We start from the raw sequence: 19,298 nt of genomic DNA, 5'->3' as shown, positions 1-19,298 counted from the left end.
ATAAATTGTACGTAAAAAAATATGAATCGATATAAAAATATTAATAGAAGAAAATCTAATCGTATTTATATTGGAAATATAGCGATTGGAAACAATGCTCCTATCAGCATTCAATCTATGACTAATACACATACAGAAGACATAAATAAAACTATAGAACAAATTATCTCATTAAAACGAGTAGGTGCAGATATTGTGCGTGTATCTATTCCGACATTAGAAGCAGTTGCAGCATTTAGCGTAATTAAAAAATCAGTAGATGTACCATTAATAGCAGATATACATTTTGATTATAGATTAGCTATTAAATCAATAAAAAATGGAGCTGATTGTTTAAGAATTAATCCAGGTAATATTGGAAATAAAAAAAGAATTTCTGAAATAATAAATCATGCAAAAGATAAAAATATACCCATTCGTATTGGTGTTAATTCTGGATCGCTAGAACGTGATATTCTCAAAAAATACAAATTCCCTACTCCAGATGCTTTAGTTGAATCAGCTATTAGACATGTCGAGTTTTTAGATACTTTAAATTTTTCTCAATTTAAAGTAAGTATCAAGACATCTGATGTTTTTTCAACAATTAAGGCTAATCAAATTTTATCAAAAAAAATCACACAACCAATACATATTGGAATAACGGAAGCTGGTGGCATAAGAAATGGAACAGTAAAATCTTCTATTGGTATTGCGACGTTACTATCAGAGGGTATTGGAGATACTTTACGGATTTCTCTCGCAGCAGATCCTGTGGAAGAAGTAAAAGTTGGTTATGATATTTTAAAAACTTTAGGAATTAGAAAAAGAGGTATTAATTTTATTGCTTGCCCCACTTGTTCTAGACAAGAGTTTGATGTAATTGACGTTGTAAAGAGATTAGAAAAAAAACTAGAAGATATCTCTATATCTATGGATGTTTCAATTATTGGTTGTATTGTCAATGGAATTGGTGAAGCTAAAATAGCATCTCTGGGAATTGCAGGTAATTCAAAAAAAAGCGCGTTATATAAAGATGGAGTTCGTCAAAAAAATAAAATTGATAATAAAGATATAGTTGATGAATTAGAAATTCAAATTCGAAAGAAAGTAGCATTGCTAGAGAAGTTAAGTAATGATGCTTAATTGCTAATAATTAAGTTAAAAATATTTTATAATAAGAGAAAAAAGTGAAAAAAAAAATTAATTCAATCCGAGGAATGCATGATTATTTTCCTGAAGAATTAACTATTTGGAAAAAAATAGAAAAAACTTTAAAAGAAGTATTAAATAGCTATTGTTATCAAGAAATTAGATTACCTATTTTAGAGCCGACTAGTATATTTAAAAGAACTATTGGTGACGTTACTGATATTCTTAAAAAAGAAATGTATTCTTTTAGCGATAAAAAGGGAAATAGTTTAAGTTTGCGCCCTGAAGGAACAGTGGGATGTGTTAGAGCAATTATTCAAAAAGGTATATCATGTATAAAAAATAAACGATTTTGGTATTTAGGTCCTATGTTTAGATATGAAAGACCGCAAAGTGGTAGATATCGACAATTTTATCAACTAGGCGGTGAAGTATTCGGATGCGACAAGTTAGATATTGATTTAGAAATTCTTTTATTAACTTTCCGTTTATGGAAGAAACTAGGTATTGAAAATTATGTAAAATTAGAAATTAATACCATTGGTAGTTTAAACGATCGTGTTAAATATGAAAAAGAATTAGTTTTATTTCTTAAAAAATACGAATATTTATTAAACCAAGAGTCAAAAGAACGTTTATATACTAATCCATTTCGACTTTTAGATACTAAAGATATACATTTAAAAAAAATATTAAAAAAAGCTCCATTACTAAAAAATTATATTAATGACATCTCAAGAAGTAATTTTAATAAATTATTAAAAATGATAGAATTACATGATATTAAATATATATATAATCAAAAGTTAGTACGAGGATTAGATTATTATAATGATACTGTATTTGAATGGAAAACTAATGAAAATAAATCACAAAATACTATTTGTGCAGGGGGGAGATATGATACCTTAGTTGAAAAATTAGGAGAAAATAAAACATCAGCTATAGGATTTGCCATAGGAATAGAAAGATTAGCTTTATTAATAAAATCTTTAAATATCTTTTCTGACAAAATCGAAAATGTTAATATATATATTATTTTCATAGGAGATTTAAATAAAAATTATTCTGTAAATTTATCAGAAAAAATTAGAAATGTATATCCCAAGTTAAAAATATTTGTCGATTTCTCTAATTGCAATCTTTCAAAAAAAATTAAAAATGCTGTTAGCTTTTTAGCTCGAATAGTAATTTTAATCGGATCAAATGAAATAGAAAAAAAATGTATTTTAATAAAAGATCTCAAAAATAAAACAGAAGATTATATTTCAGAAAGAGAATTAATGTTAAAAATTAAAACATTTTTTAAAAATGTATAAAGTTCATTTTTTAAAGTATTTCCTATCTAAAAATAAATTTTGGAAAATATATGATTAATACAAAAATAGATTTATTTAAATATGATGAGGCCGTTTCAATTGCTATATATAAAGAACAAAAAAGACAGGAAAACCATATAGAACTAATTGCATCAGAAAATTATGCTAGCCCTTATGTTATGCATGTTCAGGGATCAGAGTTAACTAATAAATATGCAGAAGGATATCCTGAAAAACGTTATTATGGAGGTTGTCAATATGTAGATATTATAGAAAAAATAGCAATTAATCGAGCAAAAAAAATATTTAATGCAGATTATGCTAATGTTCAACCACATTCAGGTTCACAAGCAAATTTCGCTGTTTATAATGCCTTATTAAAACCCGGAGATACAATATTAGGTATGAAATTATCTCATGGAGGGCATTTAACACACGGATCTTCAGTAAATTTTTCGGGTAAAATTTATAATGTTGTTTCATATGGGGTCGATCAAAATGAGCAAATTGATTATAATGAAATACTCTATTTAGCTAAAAAATACAAACCTAAAATGATTATTGGTGGATTTTCAGCATATTCAGGTATTTGTGATTGGTCTAAAATGAGGAATATTGCAGATGAAGTAGGTGCATATTTTATGGTAGATATAGCGCATATAGCTGGTTTAGTAGCAACGAATCTTTATCCGAGTCCAATTAATTATGCGCATGTTGTTACAACTACCACTCACAAGACTTTAGCTGGTCCTCGAGGAGGATTAATTATTGCTAAAAATGGTAGTGATAAATTTTATCAAAAATTAAATTTATCTGTTTTTCCAGGAAGTCAAGGCGGTCCGCTTATGCATATTATTGCAGCCAAAGCTATTGCTTTTAAAGAAGCTTTACATCCGAGTTTTAAGGAATATCAAAAGCAAGTTATTATTAATGCAAAAAAAATGGTTTCAATATTTTTAGAAAATAATTATCAGATTGTATCTGGAAATACGTTTAATCATTTATTTGTAATAAATTTAATAAATAAAAAAATAACAGGAAAAGAAGCTGACTATATTTTAGGAAAAGCGAATATTGTTGTTAACAAAAATACTGTTCCTAACGATCCGAGAAGTCCATTTATAACTTCTGGAATACGTATTGGAACAGCGGCTGTTACAAGAAGAGGTTTTAAAGAAAAAGAAGTATCTCAAATATCTAATTGGATTATTAAAATTTTAAATGATATTGAAAACAAAAAAAATATTTTTAAAATAAAAAATGAAGTATTAGAATTATGTAATGATTATCCTGTTTACAAATAAATAATAATTTTTTTCTAATTTATATTGGTAATTTTATTTTTATTTTTGAAAAATCTATTTCTTTTACATTATTTAAATAAGGGACGATTCCTAACAATGGTGATTTAATATAATTTAATAAAGTTTGAATGTAAAACAAAGTGTATTTATTATTTGGATTTATATTATTTGCGATCCATCCTGAGCAAATTAAGTTTTCTGAAAAAATTGCTTTTTCAGTCAAAATTGCATGATTAATACATCCTAATTTTATTGCAACAACTAAAACAACTTTTAACTTTTCTTCTTTTACCCAATCTGAAAAGGTATATTTTTGAGATAAAGGCGTATACCATCCGCCAGCACCCTCGATTAAAATCCAATTAGATTTTTCAGTAATTTTTTTTAAAAAAAGAGATAAATATTTTTTTTCTATTTTTTTTTCTTGTAACATACTTAATATATGAGGTGGCGCATTTTCAATAAAAGAAATTGGATTAATTTCTATATCACTTAATAAAGTAGAACTATTTTTTCTTAAAATTAATACGTCTTGATTAAAAAAACTACCGTTTTCTTTTTTTATCATTCCCGAAGAAACAGGTTTATAACCAGCTGTTTTATAACCTAATTCGCTAGCTTTTTTTAATAAAATACTACTTACAATTGTTTTTCCGATATTAGTATCAGTTCCAGTAACAAAAAATTTTTTTATCATAATATACTTACTATTAATAAAAGTTTAATTTTTAAAAATTTTAAAGAATAAAAAATTAAGTAACTCAAACCAATTTATTCTATGTATTTTATATTTTTATTAATACTAGAATATAATGGTTGGTTACTCGAATCAAAAAAAATATTTTTTATTTGTTTTAAATAGCAGCGTTATAGTATTTTTCTTTATTTATTTTTTTAGATTTTAAATAAAAATTTTTTTGATTGTTTTTAAAAAACTTATTTTCTTTATTATTAGAATATAAATTTAATTTTTTAAAAAGTTTTAAATCATTTTCTTTTTTTGGATTACTTGAAGTCAGTAATTTGCATCCATAAAAAATAGAATTAGCTCCAGCCATAAAACACATTGCTTGCATTTGTTCATTCATATTTTCTCGACCTGCAGATAATCTAATGTACGCTTTAGGGATCATAATTCGAGTCGCTGCAATAACACGAATAAAATCAAATTCATCTATATCTGGAGCATTTTCTAAAGGTGTACCTGGTGTTTTTACCAGCATATTTATAGGAACGCTTTCAGGAGGAGTAGGCAAGTTAGATAATTCTATTAATAACTCCATTCGATCTTGGGTATTTTCTCCTAATCCTATAATCCCCCCAGAACATACTTTCATACCAGAATCGCGAACGATTTTTAATGTATTTAAACGCTCTTCATATGTTCTAGTTGTAATAATACTTTTGTAAAAATTAGCAGATGTATCTAAATTATGATTATAAAAATCTAGCCCTGCATCAGATAATCTTTTCGCTTGAGAATTATTTAAAGTACCTAAAGTCATGCACGTTTCCATCCCCATTTTTTTTACTTCATAAATAATTTTTTCTAAATATGGCATGTCTTTTTCTTTAGGATTTTTCCATGCAGCACCCATGCAAAATCGATTTGAACCTGAATTTTTAGCTTGTTTTGCAGCTTTTAAAATTTGTTTTATTTCTAATAAAGGTTCTTTTTTTACGCTTGTTTTATACCTTGCACTTTGTGGGCAATATTTACAATCTTCCGGACAAGATCCAGTTTTAATTGACAGTAAAGTACTGATTTGCATTTTATTTGGATTAAAATTTTCACGATGTTTTTTCTGAGCTTCAAACATAAGATCAAAAAAAGGTTTGTTAAAAAGTTTTTTAGTGTTTTTCAAAGTCCATAATTTTTTCATATTGACCTCCAAAAAAATATGATTTTTTTAATTAAACGTTTATAATAGGCTATTCAATATTTTTATATATAAATAATAAATGAATCAATCTGATATATTGTTTGATTATAAGCATATTTGGCATCCTTATTCATCTATAATCAAACCTCTTCCTTGTTATTCGGTGATCTCGGCCAAAGGTGTTCATTTAAAACTTCAAAATGGAAAAAAAATAGTAGACGGTATGTCTTCATGGTGGTCTACTATACATGGTTATAATCATCCTATATTAAATAAATCTTTAATAAAACAAATTCGGAAAATGTCCCATGTTATGTTTGGAGGTATTACTCATCCAGCAGCAATTGCATTGTGTAGAAAGTTAGTCAAATTAACTCCAGAAAAATTAGATTGCGTTTTTCTTTCTGATTCTGGATCAATAGCTATTGAAGTTGCAATAAAAATGTTAATTCAATATTGGGAATCTTTAGGTCAAACGCGAACAAAATTTTTAACAATCCGTAATGGATATCATGGTGATACCTTTTCTGCAATGTCTATTTCAGATCCTGAAAATTCTATACATAAAATATATAATCATTTCTTACCAAAAAATTTCTTCGCTAAAGCACCTGTTTCTTCTTTTTATGATAGCTGGGACCCTACTGATAGTATATCTTTTAAAAAGATAATAGAAAAACATTCTTTTAAAATCGCTGGAGTTATATTAGAGCCTATTGTACAAGGCGTTGGGGGGATGAAATTTTACCATCCTAAATTTTTAAAGGAAATAAAAAAACTATGTAAATATTATTGCATTCCATTAGTTTTTGACGAAATTGCAACAGGTTTTGGAAGAACTGGAAAGCTTTTTGCTTTTCAACACGCTAATGTTATACCTGATATATTATGTTTAGGAAAAGCCATGACTGGAGGAATGATTACGTTGGCTGCTACTTTGACCACACGAAAAATTGCAGATACGATTAGTAAAAGTAAAGCTAATTGTTTTATGCACGGCCCTACCTACATGGGTAATCCATTAGCATGTGCAGTAGCAAATGCTAACATAAAAATCTTAGAAAAAAACATATGGCAACAACAAATTTCTAATATTGAAAAGCAACTACGTATTGAATTACTACCATTAATAAAACATCCGAGAGTAATAGATGTTCGTGTTCTAGGAGCCATTGGTGTCGTTGAATGTTTTCATTACGTTAATATGAAATTGATACAAAAATTTTTTGTTAAAAAAGGTGTTTGGATAAGACCCTTTAGAAAAATTATTTATATTGTACCTCCTTATATCATTAACAATGATGCATTAAAAAAACTTACTAACGCAATCAAAGATGCTTTAAACAAAGATGAATTATTTAAAAACACTTAAATTTTTATATATAAAATTAAATTATACATGAAGTTATCCATAGAGGCCCCTTACTAGTAGAATATCTATTAAGATATTTTAACTCTCCAGTTTTTTTACAAATATTATATATACTAAAAAAGTTTGATTTTTGACCGGCGCTGATCAAATAATTGTCATTTTTATCAATATAAAAAGCGCGTGGTTGTTCTTCTGTTTTATACATTTTATAAAAAATAATTGTATTGTTTATTTTATTTACGTGAAATAATGAAATACTATTAAAAAATCTATCAGAAACATATAAAAATTTACCACATGATGTTAAATGAATGTCAGACGACCAATATTTTTTTAAAATTAAATTACCTAATATTTTAGAATTTTGTATATTTTTTACTTTAAAAATATTATTTTTAGTGTATATGTTCCAAACATCAATAGTGCCATTTAGTTCGTTAATAGTATAAGAAAAATCTTTTTTTGGATGAAAAATGATATGCCTTGGTCCTGATTTATTTAAAGAAGAAGCAAATTTTTGTTCTGTGCTTTTTAAGATCCCATGATCTGTTAGATAATATAAATAAATACGATCTTTTTTCAAAGAAGTAATGAATAAAACGTTATATTTGTCATTGAATTGAGCTGCATGACAACCTTGAATGTTATAAATAACCTGCATAGGATCTTGGGGAATATTGTCTTTGTTTAAAGAACTAACACTCATACAATTTCCATGATATGAACTACAAAACAAAAATTTTTTTTTACTATCAAAAGAAATATAATTAGGACTTGCGGGAAGAGTACTTTCACCTTTCTTTACTAAGAAACCATTGTTTTTTATAAAGTATGTAATAATTCTATTATTAGGGCGAATACCAGCGTATAAAAAAGAATTTTTTATAATTTTTATAGGTTGAACTTGACCATTGGTATTAATTTTATCTATTAATTCCATTTTTCCATTTTCGTATAAATTCCACGTTTCTATATTTTGACTTTCAGGATTTGAAATATAAACGATTTGTTTCATATAATCTCCGTATAAAATATTATAAATGTACAAAATATCTATTAAATATAATAAATTATGCATTAATTTATATTATTTATTTTTTAAACACTCAATTAATATTTTTTTAAAAAAAAATTTAATCAGCGCATAATATAAAGTAATAATTTCATGTGATGTCTTTTTTTAGATCATTTAAAAAATTTATAATCCATTTAAGTCGTAAATCATCATTTTGAAACCGATGAAAAAATTTTAGTTTGATCGTATTTTCCATTTTCCATAAATGAGGTTCTTTTTGAAACTTTTTTAATAAATTTTTTGTATTAAAATAAGCATTTTTGTCAAACTCTATAATTCCAATGTTTTTATTAGACTTAATTTTTAAAATGCCAATTTTTTCTGTTATTAATCTAATTTTAGTAATATAAATTAAATTTTTTGCAAAATATGGCAATTTTCCGAATTTTTTAATTAATTGAAATTTTATTTTATCTATTTCTCTTTCTTTTTTAGCGCTTGATAATTTTTTATAAAAATATAATCTTTGGTTAATATTATGAATATAATTAGAAGGCAATAAAGCAGGTATATAGCACTCAATATCTGATTTTTTTTCTAGCTCTTCTAATGAAAGCGGTTTTTTTTTATTCTTTAAAAATTTGATAGTTTTATTTAATAATTTTATATATAAAGAAAAACCAATAGTATTTATATGACCGCTTTGTTCTTTTCCTAATAATTCTCCTACACCTCTAATGTCTAAATCTTCATTTGATAAAGAAAAACCTGCGCCAAAATCATTTATTGAAGAAATAGCGTGTAATCTCTTTTGCGCATCAGAAGTAATATTTTTAAAACTATTTACAAGAAAAAATGCATATCCTTGATAACAAGATCTACCTACCCTTCCGCGTAATTGATGTAATTGAGATAATCCAAAATGATTTGAATTTTCAATAATAATTGTATTAGCTGTAGCTATGTCAATACCACTTTCAATAATAGTAGTACATACTAAAATATTAAATTTTTGATTATAAAAATCATGCATAATTTTTTTTAATTCAATGTTTTTCATCTCTCCATGACCAATTCTAATAATAGCTTCAGGAATTAAATTTGATAATTTTAAAGCTACTTTACTAATATTTTGAACTTTATTATATATGTAATATACTTGCCCCCCTCGAGCTATTTCTCGTAATATAGCTTTTTTTATTAAATTAGGATTATATTCTGCAACAAATGTCTTTATTTGTAATCTTTCATGAGGAGGTTCAGCTATAATAGAAAGATCTTTAATTCCTGTCAAAGCCATATTCAAAGTTCTTGGTATAGGAGTTGCTGTTAAAGTTAGTATATCAATATTAGAATATAACTTTTTAATTTCTTCTTTGTGATGAACTCCAAATCGATGTTCTTCATCAATAATTAACAAACCAAGATCATTCCATATTATATTTTTTAATAAAATTTTATGCGTTCCAATTAAAATATCAATAGTTCCATTTTGGGTGTTTTTTAAAATATTATTTTGTTCTTTTTCGTTTTGAAATCTAGATAATATACCAATTTGAATAGATAAATTAAAAAAACGTTTTTTAAAATTTTCAAAATGTTGCTGAGCTAATAAAGTTGTTGGAACTAAAACTATTACTTGTTTTTTATTAGAGACACATATAAAAGAAGCTCTTATTGCTACTTCTGTTTTTCCAAATCCTACATCTCCGCAAATCAATCGATCCATGGGAATTGATTTTTGCATATCATTCAATACGGAATTTATTACTTTTTCTTGATCTAAGGTAATTTTAAATGGAAATCTTTTGCAAAATTTTCTGTATTGTTCTTCGTTTTTTTTAAATGCAAACCCGCGTTGAGATAATCTATTTGCGTAAATTTCTAATAAAATTACTGCATGATCATATAATTTAGTACTGATTTTCTTTTTTTCTTTGTTCCACTTATCACTCCCCAATTTATGAAGTATAATATTTTCTTTATTTACACTAAAATAAGGTGAAATCAAATGCAAATGTGAAATAGGAACATATAATTTATTTTCCTCTGCATATAAAATTATTAGATATTCTGATTCTATACTAGAAGTTTTTATAGTAGTTAACCCTTGGTATCTTCCAATACCATGTTCAATATGAACAATCGGATCATTAATACTTAATGTATTAAGGTCGTTTTTTTGAAAAAATTTTTTTTGCATTAAAATTTTATTATTTTTTTGATTTATTTTGATAAATATTTTTTCTGAAATAAATAAAAAATTGTTTTTTATCTATTAGATCTTTATTTAAATTTCCCATATTTTAAAAGTAATTAAAATTTTGATTTATTTTGTAAAAATTTTAATGTTTTTCTGAAAATAAAAATTTTTTTTAAAAATAAAATTTTTTGAGAATATAAAAAAATATTTTATTTATATTAGATAAACATTTTTTAAAAAGATAATTTTTTCATTTTAATGTACATATTATCCTTATAGATGTTGAATTAATATTTTTTATTTTAAATAAATAATATTTTAAAAAAATTTTAAAAATTTTTATTAAAATATTTTATGTGAATTATTAAGAGAATTGAAATTTTTTGATAAATTATATTTGTTATTTTTATAGTTTTTTGTATGCTGACAATAAAAAAATATTTTTTTAAAGCTAAGTTTATTTTTTTATATAAAAATTTTTATATCAATTATTTTTTCTAAAAATGAATTTAAAAAAAATATTTTTTTAACTTGTTGAGATAATTTTACTTATTTTAAAAAAATTATTATTTATATTAAAAATTACATAAATTATTTTATATAAATAATATCTGCTGAAAAGAATTTAAATTGCAACAAATAAAACTCATTTTTTTAATTAAATAAATTATATAACATAATAATGTTAGAAGAAATAATTTTATTATGAAGTAAAATATTTGCATTTAAAAATATTCTAAATTTAGAAATAAATTTTTTAGTTATTTTGTTATATATCTTACTTATTCAAATTTTTACATATAAAATAAAATCAATATATTGATCTAAAAATATCTTTAGCATATAAGATGAAGTATAATAACTTATATAAATTTTATATATATCTTAAAACTATTTTATAAGTTAATTATATTAACCTTGAAGGTAATAATTATCTTAATAATATTTAATAAAATGTTAACTAAAAGAAATTATACATGTATAAACCCATATATATATTTATTGGTTTACGTTACCTATGGAACTCTCATTTACCAATTTTTAAAAAAATTATTACCATTTTTTCTATTTCTAGTATTAGTCTAGGAATATTTTCAATGATAATGACAGTATCTGTAATAAATGGCTGTCAATATTCTTTTAAAAAAAATTTTTTATCTTTTATTCCGCATTTAATCATTACCAATAAAAATCAAAAAATTAATAAATTAAATTTTCCTAAAAATATATTACAATCAGAAAATATTGAAAAATTTTCTGATTTTATTAATAGTAAAGTGATTATTAAAAATAAAAATATAATAAATATTGCAGATATGATTGGTATTGATAGTAACAATTGTGAATTCTTGAATAATTATAACATTAAAAATGTTCTACCTACACTTTTTCTTGAAAAAAAAAATATAATTATAGGAAAAGAATTAGCTAAAAACTTACATGTAAATATAAATGATACAATTTCTTTAATATATTTACCTACGCATAAAAAAGAACTGTTTGAAAAATCCTTTAAAACAAAAACATTTAAAATAACTGGTATATTTTCAACAAATAACGAAATTGATTATTATCAAATATTAATCAATAAAAATCATGCTTTAAATTTTTTACATTATTCTAAAAATTTAGTTACTGGTTGGAGAATATGGCTAAAAGATCCATTTTCTTCAAGTAAAATAAAAAATTTAAAAAATGATCTAATATTATTAGATTGGAAAACAGAAAAAGGTGAATTTTTTAAAATGATGAAAGTTGAAAATTATATGATGTTATTTTTTTTGATTTTAATTTTATTAATAGTGATATGCAATGTAATAATTATTTTTACTATTAATGTAATAGACAAAAAAAATATTATTGCTATTTTCCAATCTCAAGGATTATCTAACAAAAAAATTGCATTAATATTTATTATATTAGCATTAAGTACATCAATCATTGGAAGCATCATTGGAACAACAATGAGCGTTATATTGATTATGCAAAAAAAAATTTTAGATTTTATAATTCACTTATTTTTTAGCAATGTTAAAATACCAATAAACATTCAATTGCATCAAATTTTTTTAATTAATATAGTCTTTATTTTTTTTAGCATTATATCGATAATATATCCAACTTGCTATATTATTAAACGTACAACTTATAAAGTTTTATCTGATGAATAATATTATTTTACAAGGAATTAATTTAACTAAGTTTTTTTATAGTCAGGGGAAAATAGTATATATATTAAAAAATATATCTTTTAAAATAAATCAAGGCGATATAGCAATTATTACAGGAAAATCTGGATCTGGTAAAAGCACTCTATTGCATATTATAAGTGGATTAGATTGTCCAAATTTTGGTGAAGTATTATTTAACGGAATTTCATTAAATTCTATATCATCTAATGAAATGGCAAGATTAAGGAGGTCAAAAATAGGTTTTATTTATCAATTTCACCATTTGCTCTTAGATTTTAATGTTTTTGAAAATGTCGCAATGCCATTACTTATTAATAATAAAAGCATTAAAGAATCTAAAGAAATAGTATTTGAAATATTAAAAAAAGTAAATCTAGAAAAAAAAATAAATAAGTATCCATCTGAATTATCAGGCGGAGAAAGACAACGAGTTGCCATAGCTAGAGCTTTAGTTCATCAACCTACTCTAATTATCGCTGATGAACCTACTAGTAATTTAGATCAATATAATACTGATGTTATTTTTGATATAATATTTGAGCTAAATAGTACTTTAAAAACTTCTTTTGTAATCGTCACTCATAATTCTTGTTATATAAAACAATCTTCTATTTTATTTCAAATAAAAAATAGTCAATTATTTAATGAAAAAATTAAATGAATTTTTTACCATTTTTCATTGCAAAACGTTTATGCATTCAGAATTCTAATAATAGAATGACATTATTAATCTCTTTTTTATCAAAAGCAGGTATTTCTATTAGCATATTTGCATTAATTATAAGCTTTAGCGCTTTAAATGGGTTTCAGAAATTAATTAATAAAAATGTTTTATCTTCTATACCTCATGGAATCATTGTTTCAGCAAATAATTCACCATTAAATTGGAAATATATTGAAAAAAAATTAAATACCTTGCCTGATATTATTTATTCTGAACCTTATTTATTAATGAATGGTATTTTATTAAAAAATAATCAAATTAAATTAATTCATATTAAAAGTTTTAAACATTCAAAATACTTAAAAAAATATTTTTACTTTACTAAAAAATTATATAATTTTGATTTTTATAATAAAAACGAAATTATTATTTCTTCGGAAATATCAAATAATTTATCAATACATGAAGGCGATTTAGTTGATTTAATTATTTTAGAAAAAATATCTGATATTCAAAAATATAGTATGCAAAAATTTTCTTTTAAAATTAAAGCTATATTTCAATCCAACGGAATATCAAATTCTGACATGATTTTGATACCGTGGATTTTTTTTCAAAAAACATTTCACTTTAGTAATGAAGTTAAAGCAATTGAAATATATATGTCTAATCCATTAAAAGCAGAAAAAATTATTTTTAATGCAGCTAAAAAAATAAAAGTTCCTTTATTTTTGTATACTTGGATTGGAAGTTATAAAAATATTTACCATAATATTAAAAAAATTAAATCAATTATTTATATAACATTAATTTTATTAATCATAATTTCATGTTTTAGTATTATTTCTATTTCTTTAATATCAATAGCTAAAAAAACTAAAGAAATTGCAATTTTAAGAAGTATTGGAGCGGACAAATTTTTAATTCAAAGAATTTTTTTATTCTATGGAATACGATCTATTATTATAGGAAATATTATAGGTTTATTAGCTGGTATTATTTTAATTATGAACTTCAATAAAGTTGTTTCTTTTCTAGAAAAACACTTTAAAAATAATTTATTATTAAATAATATTTATTTTAAAAATTTTTTTCTACTTGAAATAAATATATTAGATATAATTATTATTTTTATTAGCACTTTAATTATAGGTATTGTCATGAATTACTATCCAGCATATTACGCTTCAAGAATAGAACCTAGCAAAATACTAAAACAGTATTAATAAAGCAATAAAATATTAAATTTTTTAAAAAATAAAATTTTTATTAATAAATAAAGTTTTTTTAATTTTAAAGAGATAAAAATAATGACTATTAAAGTAGGTATTAATGGATTTGGTCGAATTGGACGAGTATTATTTCGACTTGCCGAAGAACATAAAGACATTGAAATAGTAGCAATAAATGATTTGCTTGACTCTGAGTATATAGCTTATATGTTGAAATATGATTCTACACATGGAATTTTTAAAGGAGATATAAAAATAAGTAATAAAAACCTTATAGTTAACGGAAAAGATATTAGAATTACTTCAATAAAAAATCCTGAAAACTTAATGTGGGACAAGTTGTCTGTTGATGTCGTTGTTGAATCAACTGGTCTTTTTTTGACAAAAGAACAAGCACATAAACATATTTTAGCGGGTGCAAAGAAAGTTGTTATCACAGGACCTTCTAAAGATAGTATTCCGATGTTTGTTAAAGGCGCTAATTTTGATAAATATCAAGGGGAAAAAATTGTATCTAACGCTTCTTGTACTACTAATTGTTTAGCTCCGCTATCTAAAATTATAGATGACGAATTAAATATTATTGAAGGATTAATGACTACTGTACATGCGAGCACAGCTACTCAAAAAATTGTTGATGGAGCTTCTAATAAAGATTGGAGGGGTGGCCGTGGAGCTTTTCAAAATATTATTCCATCTTCTACAGGTGCAGCTGCTGCAGTAGGAAGGGTCTTACCACATTTAAATGGAAAATTAACAGGCATAGCATTTAGGGTACCAACCCCGAATGTATCGGTAGTAGATTTAACTGTGCGCTATAAAAAATCAGCTACATATGAAAATATATGCGAAATAATAAAAGAATCTTCTAAAAATAAGATGAAAAATATTATAGGATATACTGAAGACGAAGTCGTATCTACAGACTTTAATGGAATACAATTAACTTCTATATTTGACGCTAAAGCTGGTTTGTCTTTAAATAAAAATTTTTCTAAATTAATTGCATGGTATGATAATGAAACAGGATATTCCAGAAAAGTGCTTGATTTAGTCAAATTAGTAGCTTTAAATTAAATAACTTTTAAAGCATAAAAAATATATTTTATACAGCAGTATTAGGTAACATACTTAATACTGCTTTTATATTTAAAGAAAATTTAAAAATTTTTATTGTCTAGATAATCTAATAATAGATGGCGTAAAATTTGTATTACTACGCCATGGATTAATATCAATTCCACCTCTTCGAGTATATCGAGCATAAACACTTAATTTTTTTGGCGTACAAATATTATTAATATCATTAAAAATTCTTTCGACACATTCTTCATGAAATTCATTATAAAGACGAAAAGAAATCAAATAACATAATAATTCATTATGATTAATAGCTTGTCCAGTATAAGAAATATATATTGAAGCCCAATCGGGTTGTTGAGTGATAGGACAATTAGATTTAAATAAATTACTATATAATGATTCATTAATTATATCCCCTTGTAAAGGGGGCGATAATAATTTTTTATCATAAAAATACGAATTTATTTTAATATTTAAATTATCTATACAATAGCCATCAAAATTTACTATCTCTTCATTTTTTATTTCTTCTAAGCTAAATAATTTTAAAGAAACTTTTCCGCATACACATTTAGATAAATCAGAAATTATTAAATTCAAAAAATCATTATCATTAATAATGACTTGATTGAAGCTATTAAGATACAACTTAAGACTTTTAGATTCTATAATATTTGTACTATTAGCGTCAATTTCCATTTTTCCAACGGCAACTTGAGGTATTCCATAAATATTTAACCAAGATAATTCATATAAAGTCCAAATATCTTTTCCCTTAAATGGAAGATTAATGTAATTTAATTTAATATTTTTACGATTTTTTATTCTTGGAATAGGTTTCAATAAATTGAAATAATTTTTTATATTCATATTTTTATCAAAAATTTTAAAAAAATAATCTATATTATTAAAAACATGTTATTTTAATGTATTAAATTTAGTTAAAATATTTTTTAGCCATTTTTTTACTCTTTTTTTAGTGAGATTGGCTTGTCGATCTTCATCTAAAACTAATCCTACAAAATAATTTTCATTTAACAAAGCCTTAGACGATTCAAAATTGTATTCTTTTGTAGGCCATTCACCAATAATTTTTGCTTTATTTTTTTTTAATATTTTATATACATATCCTAATGCGTCACAAAAATATTCTCCGTAATCTTCTTGATCCCCACATCCGAATAGTGCTACGGTTTTATTTAAAAAATTTATTTTTTTTAAAATAGGAAAAAAATCATCCCAATCACATTGTACTTCACCGTAATACCAAGTAGGAATACCTAATATTAAATAATTAAAATTTTCAATATCTTCTTTAGTACTATTGCTAATATCTTGCAAACAAGAATTATTTTTTCCAATATAAGTATGAATTAATTTTGCTATTTTTTCTGTATTTCCAGTATCGCTGCCATAAAAAATACCTATTTTTTTCATTTAAATCAACCTCTTTAAAAAATATATCTAAAAATTTTATTTAAATAAATATTAAAAATTTTATATTTAATCAAATTGCATTTAATATCGAATTTACAAAATAAACCTATTTTTAATAAATTAATTATGATTTAATTGATTTTTGTTTATATAATAATTTCATTACTAAGATAACTTAAGAAAATAATGGATCAAAAAATTTTTTGTTGGCATTATATCAATTATACAAATATTATTAATATTAAATTTAAAGTAAAAAATGTAAAAAAATAATGAAAAAAAATTTAGTTTGGTTTCGTAATGATCTTCGTATACGTGATAATATGGCATTATATCATGCTTGCTTGTCTTATGAAGATGAAGTCGTAGCTTTGTTTATTGACACTCCGAAACAATGGAAAAATCATTTAGTTTCTATTAAAAAAATTTCTTTTGTTCATCAAAACTTAATAAATTTAAGACAAGAGTTATTTAAATTAAATATTGCCTTACATTATTATAAAACAACTGATTTTTTAAGTTCTATAGAATATTTAATATATTTTTTCCAAAAAAATAAGATTAATAGCTTATTTTATAACTATCAATATGAAATAAATGAAAAAAGACGGGATGATTTAATAAAAAGAAAATTGTCTATGATGGGAATTAAAGTACATGGATTTGACGATAATTTATTAATTTCACACAAAATCATTAAAAATCAAAAAAATCAAACATATAAAATATTTTCTTTCTTTAAAAATAAAGTAATAAATAATTTATCCAAAAAAATTCCTAAATGTTTACCTATACCTTTACCAAGAAAATTAAATAAAAAAATTTTTTTTAAAAATTTTCCTTTAAAAAAAAATAATATTTATTTTGATAGTAATATTTTTCCTATCGGAACGAATGAAGCTATTAAAAAATTAAAATATTTTTGTATTAATAAAGAAGAAAAATATTCTCACAACAAAAATTTTCCTTATCTTAATAGTACTAGTATGCTATCTCCTTATTTATCCTCAGGAGTAATATCAATAAGATATTGTTTAAAAATATTTTTAAAAAAATATAAAAATATTCCATTAAAAATTGTATTAAATTCCTCATGGATAAATGAGATAATATGGCGAGAATTTTATTATCATTTATTAATTGGATTTCCATTTCTTTGTCAATCTAAAGCATTAGCAAAATGGGAAAAAAACATTAATTGGGAATATAATAAAAATCATTTCGTAGCATGGAAAAATGGAAAAACAGGATTTCCTATAGTAGATGCTGGAATGCGGCAATTAAATAAAATTGGCTGGATGCATAATAGATTGCGTATGATAGTAGCTAATTTTTTAGTAAAAAATCTCTTTATTAATTGGAGAGAGGGCGAAAAATATTTTATGTCTCAGTTAATTGATGGTGATTTCGCTTTAAATAATGGAGGATGGCAATGGTCTGCATCAATAGGTACTGATTCTGTGCCTTATATACGCATTTTAAATCCATTGCATCAATCAAAAAAATTTGATCAACTAGGTTTGTTTATCAAAAAATATATTCCAGAAATTTCAATGATACCAAATAAATATATCCATAATCCATATGAATGGGCAAATTTAAACCACTATAAAATAGATTATCCTAAACCAATCGTAAATTATGAAACAACTCGAAAAAAAACATTTTTCAAATATATGCAGGCTAAATTAAACATTCAACCAAAAAAAGATTAAAAATGGAAAATTTTTTATTAGAAAAAATTATTAATGAAAAACTATTGAGTAATCAATATAAAGATTTTGCACCCAATGGATTACAAATAGAAGGTGAAAAAAAAATTACTAAAATTATTACAGGTGTAACTGCATGTCAAGAATTGCTTGATAAAGCTGTTTTATTAAAAGCAAATGCTATAATAGTTCATCATGGTTATTTTTGGGAAAAAGAATCACAACGTATTCATAACATAAAAAGAAAACGTTTGAAAACTATACTTTCCAATAATATTAATTTATACAGTTGGCATTTACCCCTAGATGCACATCCGAAACTTGGAAATAACGCACAAATCGCTAAAAAAATTAATATTTTAATCAAAGGAAATATATTGCCATATGTATCATGGGGCATATTTGAAAGAAAAATAACTGGATTTGAATTATCAAAATTGATAGAAAAAAAATTTAAAAAAAAACCTATACATTTATGTAATAATATTTCATCGTATATTCAAAAAATAGCTTGGTGTAGTGGTAAGGGACAAAGCTTTATTAAACAAGCATGCATGTTTGGGGTTGATGCTTTTTTAACTGGTGAAATTTCAGAAGAAACAATGCATATTGCCAAAGAATTTGATATACATTTTTATTCTATTGGTCATCATACGAGTGAAAAAGATGGAATTATATCACTGGGTGAATGGTTAAAAAATAAATATAATTTAAACGTTATTTTTTTTGATATTTATAACCCAGCATAATA

16 protein-coding genes are annotated in these 19,298 nt (G+C 23.7%); 10 read left to right on the top strand and 6 right to left on the bottom strand.

What is annotated here, in order from left to right:
- Positions 1–21: 21 nt before the first annotated feature.
- The 3 genes from ispG to glyA are packed head-to-tail and all read left to right on the top strand — an operon-like array spanning position 22 to position 3,754.
- A complete protein-coding gene (gene ispG, locus DD681_RS01605; protein WP_158341275.1) occupies positions 22–1,125 on the top strand; it encodes a flavodoxin-dependent (E)-4-hydroxy-3-methylbut-2-enyl-diphosphate synthase in 1,104 nt (367 codons plus the stop codon).
- A 44-nt stretch (positions 1,126–1,169) separates the two neighbouring features.
- On the top strand, positions 1,170–2,450 hold the full coding sequence (gene hisS / locus DD681_RS01600; RefSeq protein ID WP_158341274.1) for a histidine--tRNA ligase: 1,281 nt from the start codon (positions 1,170–1,172) through the stop codon (positions 2,448–2,450).
- Between the two features lie 50 nt (positions 2,451–2,500).
- Positions 2,501–3,754, top strand: coding sequence for a serine hydroxymethyltransferase (gene glyA / locus DD681_RS01595; protein ID WP_158341273.1), 1,254 nt, complete (start codon positions 2,501–2,503; stop codon positions 3,752–3,754).
- 19 nt (positions 3,755–3,773) lie between these two features.
- Here the strand turns inward: glyA and bioD are convergent, their stop codons facing one another.
- Positions 3,774–4,451 carry a dethiobiotin synthase gene (bioD, locus tag DD681_RS01590; RefSeq protein ID WP_158341272.1) on the bottom strand — a complete coding sequence of 226 codons (678 nt, stop codon included), beginning with the start codon at positions 4,449–4,451 and terminating at the stop codon, positions 3,774–3,776.
- Positions 4,452–4,608: 157 nt separating this feature from the next.
- Positions 4,609–5,637, bottom strand: coding sequence for a biotin synthase BioB (gene bioB / locus DD681_RS01585; protein ID WP_158341271.1), 1,029 nt, complete (start codon positions 5,635–5,637; stop codon positions 4,609–4,611).
- Positions 5,638–5,716: 79 nt separating this feature from the next.
- On the opposite strand from bioB, the gene bioA reads away from it, so the two are divergent.
- On the top strand, positions 5,717–7,009 hold the full coding sequence (gene bioA / locus DD681_RS01580) for an adenosylmethionine--8-amino-7-oxononanoate transaminase (protein WP_158341270.1): 1,293 nt from the start codon (positions 5,717–5,719) through the stop codon (positions 7,007–7,009).
- Positions 7,010–7,025: 16 nt separating this feature from the next.
- Here bioA and pgl read toward each other — a convergent pair whose 3' ends face one another.
- Together pgl and mfd are read right to left on the bottom strand one after the other, a co-directional pair.
- The gene (pgl, locus tag DD681_RS01575) at positions 7,026–8,024 is read right to left on the bottom strand and encodes a 6-phosphogluconolactonase (RefSeq protein ID WP_158341269.1); all 999 of its coding nucleotides are present in this window, start codon (positions 8,022–8,024) and stop codon (positions 7,026–7,028) included.
- A 148-nt stretch (positions 8,025–8,172) separates the two neighbouring features.
- Positions 8,173–10,254 (bottom strand): transcription-repair coupling factor, encoded by a 2,082-nt coding sequence (gene mfd, locus DD681_RS01570; RefSeq protein WP_410002859.1) that lies wholly within the window; start codon positions 10,252–10,254, stop codon positions 8,173–8,175.
- 950 nt (positions 10,255–11,204) lie between these two features.
- Between mfd and DD681_RS01565 the strand changes: the two genes are divergently transcribed.
- The 4 genes from DD681_RS01565 (at position 11,205) to gap (ending at position 15,392) form a co-directional block, all read left to right on the top strand.
- Positions 11,205–12,398, top strand: a complete 1,194-nt coding sequence (locus tag DD681_RS01565) for an FtsX-like permease family protein (protein ID WP_158341267.1) — start codon at positions 11,205–11,207, stop codon at positions 12,396–12,398.
- Positions 12,391–13,080 (top strand): lipoprotein-releasing ABC transporter ATP-binding protein LolD, encoded by a 690-nt coding sequence (gene lolD / locus DD681_RS01560; RefSeq protein ID WP_158341266.1) that lies wholly within the window; start codon positions 12,391–12,393, stop codon positions 13,078–13,080. The genes DD681_RS01565 and lolD overlap by 8 nt, the downstream gene beginning before the upstream one ends.
- Positions 13,077–14,309 carry an FtsX-like permease family protein gene (locus tag DD681_RS01555; protein ID WP_158341265.1) on the top strand — a complete coding sequence of 411 codons (1,233 nt, stop codon included), beginning with the start codon at positions 13,077–13,079 and terminating at the stop codon, positions 14,307–14,309. The genes lolD and DD681_RS01555 overlap by 4 nt, the downstream gene beginning before the upstream one ends.
- Positions 14,310–14,393: 84 nt before the next feature.
- Positions 14,394–15,392, top strand: a complete 999-nt coding sequence (gene gap / locus DD681_RS01550; protein WP_158341264.1) for a type I glyceraldehyde-3-phosphate dehydrogenase — start codon at positions 14,394–14,396, stop codon at positions 15,390–15,392.
- Positions 15,393–15,485: 93 nt separating this feature from the next.
- Here the strand turns inward: gap and queF are convergent, their stop codons facing one another.
- Together queF and fldA are read right to left on the bottom strand one after the other, a co-directional pair.
- Entirely contained in the window at positions 15,486–16,268 is a 783-nt protein-coding gene (queF, locus tag DD681_RS01545) for an NADPH-dependent 7-cyano-7-deazaguanine reductase QueF (protein ID WP_158341263.1), read from the bottom strand.
- 48 nt (positions 16,269–16,316) lie between these two features.
- On the bottom strand, positions 16,317–16,835 hold the full coding sequence (fldA, locus tag DD681_RS01540; protein WP_158341262.1) for a flavodoxin FldA: 519 nt from the start codon (positions 16,833–16,835) through the stop codon (positions 16,317–16,319).
- A 272-nt stretch (positions 16,836–17,107) separates the two neighbouring features.
- Between fldA and phrB the strand changes: the two genes are divergently transcribed.
- Together phrB and DD681_RS01530 are read left to right on the top strand one after the other, a co-directional pair.
- Complete coding sequence (phrB, locus tag DD681_RS01535) at positions 17,108–18,550, top strand: deoxyribodipyrimidine photo-lyase (protein WP_158341261.1); 1,443 nt, start codon at positions 17,108–17,110, stop codon at positions 18,548–18,550.
- A 2-nt stretch (positions 18,551–18,552) separates the two neighbouring features.
- The gene (locus DD681_RS01530; protein WP_158341260.1) at positions 18,553–19,296 is read left to right on the top strand and encodes a Nif3-like dinuclear metal center hexameric protein; all 744 of its coding nucleotides are present in this window, start codon (positions 18,553–18,555) and stop codon (positions 19,294–19,296) included.
- The last annotated feature ends 2 nt before the right edge of the window (positions 19,297–19,298 follow it).

It is taken from the genome of Buchnera aphidicola (Melanaphis sacchari), from assembly GCF_003096055.1.
In the GTDB taxonomy this organism is placed as follows: domain Bacteria; phylum Pseudomonadota; class Gammaproteobacteria; order Enterobacterales; family Enterobacteriaceae; genus Buchnera; species Buchnera aphidicola_P.
Note: the sequence above shows the minus strand (reverse complement) of the source record. Positions and strands in the feature narration are given on the sequence as shown.

Excerpts from the sequence above, each read along its gene's own strand:
- lolD (WP_158341266.1), top strand. The coding sequence starts at position 12,391 with ATGAATAATATTATTTTACAAGGAATTAATTTAACTAAGTTTTTTTAT.
- glyA (WP_158341273.1), top strand. The coding sequence starts at position 2,501 with ATGATTAATACAAAAATAGATTTATTTAAATATGATGAGGCCGTTTCA.
- bioD (WP_158341272.1), bottom strand. The coding sequence starts at position 4,451 with ATGATAAAAAAATTTTTTGTTACTGGAACTGATACTAATATCGGAAAA.
- queF (WP_158341263.1), bottom strand. The coding sequence starts at position 16,268 with ATGAATATAAAAAATTATTTCAATTTATTGAAACCTATTCCAAGAATA.
- gap (WP_158341264.1), top strand. The coding sequence starts at position 14,394 with ATGACTATTAAAGTAGGTATTAATGGATTTGGTCGAATTGGACGAGTA.
- phrB (WP_158341261.1), top strand. The coding sequence starts at position 17,108 with ATGAAAAAAAATTTAGTTTGGTTTCGTAATGATCTTCGTATACGTGAT.
- DD681_RS01565 (WP_158341267.1), top strand. The coding sequence starts at position 11,205 with ATGTATAAACCCATATATATATTTATTGGTTTACGTTACCTATGGAAC.
- DD681_RS01555 (WP_158341265.1), top strand. The coding sequence starts at position 13,077 with ATGAATTTTTTACCATTTTTCATTGCAAAACGTTTATGCATTCAGAAT.
- ispG (WP_158341275.1), top strand. The coding sequence starts at position 22 with ATGAATCGATATAAAAATATTAATAGAAGAAAATCTAATCGTATTTAT.
- DD681_RS01530 (WP_158341260.1), top strand. The coding sequence starts at position 18,553 with ATGGAAAATTTTTTATTAGAAAAAATTATTAATGAAAAACTATTGAGT.
- fldA (WP_158341262.1), bottom strand. The coding sequence starts at position 16,835 with ATGAAAAAAATAGGTATTTTTTATGGCAGCGATACTGGAAATACAGAA.
- bioA (WP_158341270.1), top strand. The coding sequence starts at position 5,717 with ATGAATCAATCTGATATATTGTTTGATTATAAGCATATTTGGCATCCT.
- pgl (WP_158341269.1), bottom strand. The coding sequence starts at position 8,024 with ATGAAACAAATCGTTTATATTTCAAATCCTGAAAGTCAAAATATAGAA.
- bioB (WP_158341271.1), bottom strand. The coding sequence starts at position 5,637 with ATGAAAAAATTATGGACTTTGAAAAACACTAAAAAACTTTTTAACAAA.